Raw genomic sequence first — 3,041 nt, forward strand, 5'->3', positions numbered from 1 at the left:
ACATATTGTTAATGAAAAGTTGGAGGAAATACATCATGGAATTGTTTCAATTACCGAAAGCATTCCTGCAAATGAATACAATCTTTATCTCAATATTAATCGAAGCACTTCCTTTTGTGCTAATTGGCGTATTTATTTCAGGATTCATTCAAATGTTTGTGACAGAAGATATGGTGGCAAAATGGATGCCTAAAAACCGATTTCTGTCTGTTTTATTAGCTACTTTTTTAGGTATGATGTTTCCTGGGTGTGAATGTGGAATTGTTCCGATTGTAAGACGATTAATCGGAAAAGGGGTTCCACCCTATGCAGGAATTGCATTTATGTTAACTGGACCGATTATTAATCCAGTTGTATTATTTGCAACATATGTTGCTTTTGGAAGTAGTATGCACATGGTATGGTATCGTTCTATTGTGGCGATTATCGTAGCAATTATCGTTGGAATTATATTATCATTTATGTTTAAAGAACATCAATTAAGAGATGATCACTTCCCAGAAGTGAATCATAAGCGTCCGTTACGTAAAAAAATGTGGGATGTATGTACACATGCTGTTGAGGAATTCTTCTCAATGGGAAAATACTTAGTGTTAGGAGCGTTAATTGCTGCTGCAGTTCAAACGTTTGTACAAACTTCAACATTGCTTGCTATTGGACAAGGTCCGTTTTCTTCATCAGCTGTAATGATGGGACTTGCTTTTATTTTATCACTTTGTTCAGAGGCAGATGCATTTATTGCTTCTTCGTTCCAAAGTACATTTTCAACAGCGTCACTAGTCGCGTTCCTCGTATATGGACCGATGGTGGATATTAAAAATATGTTTATGATGCTTGCGACATTTAAAACAAAATTTGTAATTGTTGTGACGGTTACAGTTACACTTGTTGTTTATGCAAGCTCACTACTCATTTATGCGATGGGGTGGTAGGTTATGTTTCGAGCATATATATTACTAGGTTTCACAATTTTAATTGGTCAGCTTCATATTTCCGGTAACATTACGAAGTATATAAATATGAAGTATGCCTATTTATCAAAAACTGCAGCTATTATTTTAGGTTTCTTAACGATTATACAAATTATTATCGTTTTCCAGAAAGAGCATCAAAAAGAAAAAGAGAAACATGATTGCAGTTGTGATCATAGCCAGTGTGGGCATGATCATTCGAAAGATGAAAATACATGGTGGAAACGAACGTTTTCTTATACTCTGTTCTGTTTTCCGATTATTTCAGGATTATTTTTCCCAATTGCAACATTAGATTCGGACATTGTTAAGGCGAAGGGGTTTCACTTTCCTGTTGCACAAGCGGAAAGTAAAGATCCATTTATGACAAGACAATTCTTAAGACCGGATACGAGTATTTATTACGGGAAAGAAGGATATCGTGGTGTAATGGAAAAAGGGAAGAAAGAGTTTGTTACGAAAGACAATATCACTTTAAAAGATGAAGATTTCTTAAAGGGTATGGAGACAATTTATAATTATCCTGGTGAATTTACTGGTAAAACCCTGTCTTATAAAGGATTTGTTTTCCGAGATGATTCTTCTAAAAAGGAACAATATTTCTTATTCCGTTTCGGTATTATACATTGTGTTGCGGATTCGGGTGTATATGGTATGTTAGTTAAAAAACCAGAAGGTGTAGAGTGGAAAAATGATGATTGGATTCAGGTGGAAGGAGAAATTTCAACTGAATTTTATCAGCCATTCCATGCAAATATTCCAGTGTTAGAAGTAACGAAATGGAATAAAGTTGAACAGCCGAAAGAACAATATGTATTTAGAGGAGCCGATTGATAAAATCGGTTCTTTTTTGTGGACTAAAAGTTCTAAAAATTGTTAATATTAAACGTGTAGTTCATGAGATGTAGTAAATGTTTGGATATTAGAGATATATAATTAAAGGGGTGATAACAATGACTGAAGTAAAGGGTAAAACAGCTAATGAATCAAGAGTTTTTAAAACAAGTCGAGTATTTCCAACGGATTTAAATGATCATAACACGCTATTTGGTGGAAAGATATTGGCGGAGATGGATATGGTTGCTTCAATTTCAGCAACGAGACACTCGAGAATGGAATGTGTCACAGCGTCTATGGATTGGGTAGATTTCTTATACCCAGTACGTTCTTCAGATTGTGTTAGTTATGAATCTTTCGTAATTTGGACGGGAAGAACTTCTATGGAGATATTTGTGAAAGTAGTAGCAGAAGATTTAATTTCAGGTGAAAAACGTGTAGCAGCAACTTCATTCGTTACTTTTGTTGCGCTTAGCAAGGAGAATAATCCAGTCCCTGTACCTCGTGTTATCCCTGAGACAGAAGAGGAGAAAGAATTGCATCGAATTGCTGTGTTACGTGCAGAACAGCGTCATATTCGTAAGGCGGAGAGTAAGAAGGTAGCTACACTGCTAACTTTTTGATGTAAAATACTTTCCTAGTGGTACTATTTTTGTAATGGGCTAGGGGATTTTATGAAATGAAAAGCGGACACCTAAAAATAGGTGTCCGCTTTTATAGTTTTTTCATCCCCATATCGTATTACAATAACTGCTTAGCAGAAGCAAGCAGCACCGACGATAATTAAGAGGATAAATAATACGACTAGTAGCGCAAATCCATTACCATGTGCGAAGCCCATTGTTATTTCCTCCTTTTATTTTAAGATACAACATACAATATGCAGATGAGCTCCTGTTTGATATGGACGTATATCATGCAATGACATATTTTTTGTATGATAATGTTTAAAAAAAGGAAAGATATAGGAATAACAGTAGTTAGAGAAAGGAACGTATCCATGAAGCACTTTTTAATTGTAATAATTTGTTTTATAGGTGTATTCATATGGATGAACGTTGATGTGGAAATGGGGAAGAAAATGGCTAGTGGATATGAATTAGAAAAAATTCGATCAGGGGATTTTCAATTATATACGAACGGTGATGAGTTATATAGAAGTTTATTTGAGAATATAAATCGTGCAGAAAAGAATGTGTATATTCATTTTTATATTGTAGGTAAAGATGAGGT

General features: G+C 34.8%; 4 protein-coding genes and 1 pseudogene. 4 read left to right on the forward strand and 1 reads right to left on the reverse strand.

The window, feature by feature from the left end; genetic code table 11:
* Positions 1–35 precede the first annotated feature (35 nt).
* The 3 genes from AB3X48_RS20110 to AB3X48_RS20120 all read left to right on the forward strand — a co-directional run bounded on the left by AB3X48_RS20110 (position 36) and on the right by AB3X48_RS20120 (position 2,431).
* Positions 36–932 carry a permease gene (locus AB3X48_RS20110; protein WP_002118586.1) on the forward strand — a complete coding sequence of 299 codons (897 nt, stop codon included), beginning with the start codon at positions 36–38 and terminating at the stop codon, positions 930–932.
* 3 nt (positions 933–935) lie between these two features.
* Positions 936–1,805: a TIGR03943 family putative permease subunit gene (locus tag AB3X48_RS20115; protein ID WP_002158156.1), complete on the forward strand. Its 870-nt coding sequence runs from the start codon at positions 936–938 to the stop codon at positions 1,803–1,805.
* 119 nt (positions 1,806–1,924) lie between these two features.
* Positions 1,925–2,431, forward strand: a complete 507-nt coding sequence (locus AB3X48_RS20120) for an acyl-CoA thioesterase (protein ID WP_002200764.1) — start codon at positions 1,925–1,927, stop codon at positions 2,429–2,431.
* A 131-nt stretch (positions 2,432–2,562) separates the two neighbouring features.
* Here the strand turns inward: AB3X48_RS20120 and AB3X48_RS20125 are convergent, their stop codons facing one another.
* On the reverse strand, positions 2,563–2,649 hold the full coding sequence (locus AB3X48_RS20125) for a YjcZ family sporulation protein (RefSeq protein ID WP_000505094.1): 87 nt from the start codon (positions 2,647–2,649) through the stop codon (positions 2,563–2,565).
* A 159-nt stretch (positions 2,650–2,808) separates the two neighbouring features.
* Between AB3X48_RS20125 and AB3X48_RS20130 the strand changes: the two are divergent.
* Positions 2,809–3,041, forward strand: a pseudogene (locus tag AB3X48_RS20130) (cardiolipin synthase); the annotation flags it as partial.

Origin of the sequence: Bacillus sp. S4 (genome assembly GCF_040838205.1) — a bacterium.
In the GTDB taxonomy this organism is placed as follows: Bacteria; Bacillota; Bacilli; order Bacillales; family Bacillaceae_G; genus Bacillus_A; species Bacillus_A cereus_U.

What these genes read in the sequence shown, in the direction of transcription:
- AB3X48_RS20120 (WP_002200764.1), top strand. Translation starts at nt 1,925, where the DNA reads ATGACTGAAGTAAAGGGTAAAACAGCTAATGAATCAAGAGTTTTTAAA.
- AB3X48_RS20115 (WP_002158156.1), top strand. Translation starts at nt 936, where the DNA reads ATGTTTCGAGCATATATATTACTAGGTTTCACAATTTTAATTGGTCAG.
- AB3X48_RS20125 (WP_000505094.1), bottom strand. Translation starts at nt 2,649, where the DNA reads ATGGGCTTCGCACATGGTAATGGATTTGCGCTACTAGTCGTATTATTT.
- AB3X48_RS20110 (WP_002118586.1), top strand. Translation starts at nt 36, where the DNA reads ATGGAATTGTTTCAATTACCGAAAGCATTCCTGCAAATGAATACAATC.